This is a genomic window from Pseudomonas sp. Pseusp97 (assembly GCF_047304025.1).
Lineage (GTDB): Bacteria > Pseudomonadota > Gammaproteobacteria > Pseudomonadales > Pseudomonadaceae > Pseudomonas.
Genome location: NZ_JBGLYK010000402.1, coordinates 1 through 2,251 on the forward strand (window position 1 = coordinate 1; position 2,251 = coordinate 2,251).

At 61.2% G+C, this 2,251-nt stretch carries 1 protein-coding gene; it reads left to right on the plus strand.

The window, feature by feature from the left end:
• The first annotated feature begins 403 nt into the window (after positions 1-403).
• Entirely contained in the window at positions 404-1,567 is a 1,164-nt protein-coding gene (locus ACCC94_RS29375; protein ID WP_413353108.1) for a type III PLP-dependent enzyme, read from the plus strand.
• The last annotated feature ends 684 nt before the right edge of the window (positions 1,568-2,251 follow it).

The following is a 2,251-nucleotide window of genomic DNA, read 5'->3' on the forward strand; positions in this document are numbered from 1 at the left end:
CACCCATCCCTCTCAGCTGAACTCCCCCCACTGTCACCGGTCGTTAACCCAGTAGGACGATGATGCAGAAAACCGTCGAAAGCCCCGTCCTGTGCGGTATTCCGTGCATTTTGTTGAGTATCCGAAACAGTCAACCGGCAGTGCGACAAAGGGATGCGAAAAAGCGGCAATTCAGGGTTGAACTCATGGACTTCAGGTCCTAAAGTTCGCGCCCGAACGTCCATGCTGGAAACGATCCATCCGGCTCAAGTACTGACGACGAGAGATAGCCGGTGCCTTTGCCCCGGTATCGGTAATGCTCGGCGACATGCCTTGGGAAGTAGGCGAACCAAAGTGGGGAAACGGATTCGACGTTCAGCTTCACCCCTACGAATAACCTGTTCTGCCATTTGGAGTCCCAAGCATGTCCATCAAGGTCGAGGATTACTTCGCCCCCGAAACCTTCCAGCGCATGAAGGCCTTTGCCGACAAGCAGGAAACCCCCTTCGTCGTCATCGACAAGCAGACCATCGCCGATGCCTACGACCAGCTGACCGGCTGCTTCCCGTTCGCCAAGATCTACTACGCGGTGAAGGCCAACCCCGCCACCGAGATCACCGAGCTGCTGCGCGACAAGGGTTCGAACTTCGACATCGCCTCCATCTATGAGCTGGACAAGGTGATGAAGACCGGCGTGCGCGCCGAGCAGATCAGCTACGGCAACACCATCAAGAAAGCCCGCGACATTCGCTACTTCTACGAGAAGGGCGTGCGCCTGTTCGCCACCGACTCCGAGGCCGACCTGCGCAACATCGCCAAGGCCGCGCCGGGCTCCAAGGTCTACGTGCGTATCCTCACCGAAGGCTCCACCTCGGCCGACTGGCCGCTGTCGCGCAAGTTCGGCTGCCAGTCCGACATGGCCATGGACCTGCTGGTGCTGGCCCGCGACCTGGGCCTGGTGCCCTACGGCGTGTCCTTCCACGTCGGTTCGCAGCAGCGCGACATCGGCGTGTGGGACGCGGCCATCGCCAAGGTGAAGGTCATCTTCGAGCGCCTGAAGGAAGAAGACGGCATCGAGCTGAAACTGATCAACATGGGCGGCGGCTTCCCGGCCAACTACATCGCCAAGACCAACAGCCTGGAAACCTACGCCGAAGAGATCATCCGCTTCCTCAAGGAAGACTTCGGCGACGACCTGCCGGAGATCATCCTCGAGCCGGGCCGCTCGCTGATCGCCAACGCCGGCATCCTGGTCAGCGAAGTCGTGCTGGTGGCGCGCAAGTCGCGTACCGCGGTCGAGCGCTGGGTGTTCACCGACGTGGGCAAGTTCTCCGGCCTGATCGAAACCATGGACGAGTCCATCAAGTTCCCGATCCACGTGGAGAAGGCGGGCGAGCTGGAAGAAGTGGTGATCGCCGGCCCGACCTGCGACAGCGCGGACATCATGTACGAGCACTACAAGTACGGCCTGCCGCTGAACCTGGCGGCCGGCGACCGTCTGTACTGGCTGTCCACCGGTGCCTACACCACCAGCTACAGCGCGGTGGAATTCAACGGCTTCCCGCCGCTGAAGGCTTTCTACCTGTAAGCCTTGGCTGTAATGAAAAAGCCCCGCTGATGCGGGGCTTTTCATTGATGCGACGCTCGTTGTAGGGGCGGACCTTGTCCGCGAAGTCCTCCGCGGCGGACTCTGTTCTTTCCTTTGAATACTGCAATGCAGAGCCGCTTGTGAGCGAGCTATGTCCGCAATTTCCTGCTTCGGCTTGGATGTTTCAGCGCCGCACCGGCGTGCGCGCTGGACTTCCTGTTTCGCCCCCTCGGGCGACCTACTTTGGCAAACGCCCCAAAGTAGGCAAAGGTCTTGCCCCGGACATCCGGTTTTTCGCTTAGGCGAAAAATTCCCTCGTTGAAGCGAAGTTTCAGGGGCACGCGCTGACGGGCCATCCCTGGCCCGACAGCGCTCTCGCGACATCCATGTCGCTCAACCCCTGAAACTCCACTTCAACGAGGCCTCCTGAACGGGGCATTCGGAGTGTGCGGACATCTCTCTGGAAGACTGGAAAGCCAGAGCCAGAGCCAGAGCCAGAGCCGGATCGGCGCGGCGCGGGTACCCGTAGGAGCGGACCTTGTCCGCGAAATCCCGAGCGGCGTACTCCTTGAACGGCCTGTGCAGCCAATCTGCCGCGCCACCTGTAGGAGCGGGGGGTGTGGCGCCCCCCCCACCCCGCGGGGGGGGGGGGTTTGGGGGCAACCACCGCCGAAAAAACAACCC

Coding starts and splice junctions, on each gene's coding strand:
- ACCC94_RS29375 (WP_413353108.1), top strand. CDS start 404: ATGTCCATCAAGGTCGAGGATTACTTCGCCCCCGAAACCTTCCAGCGC.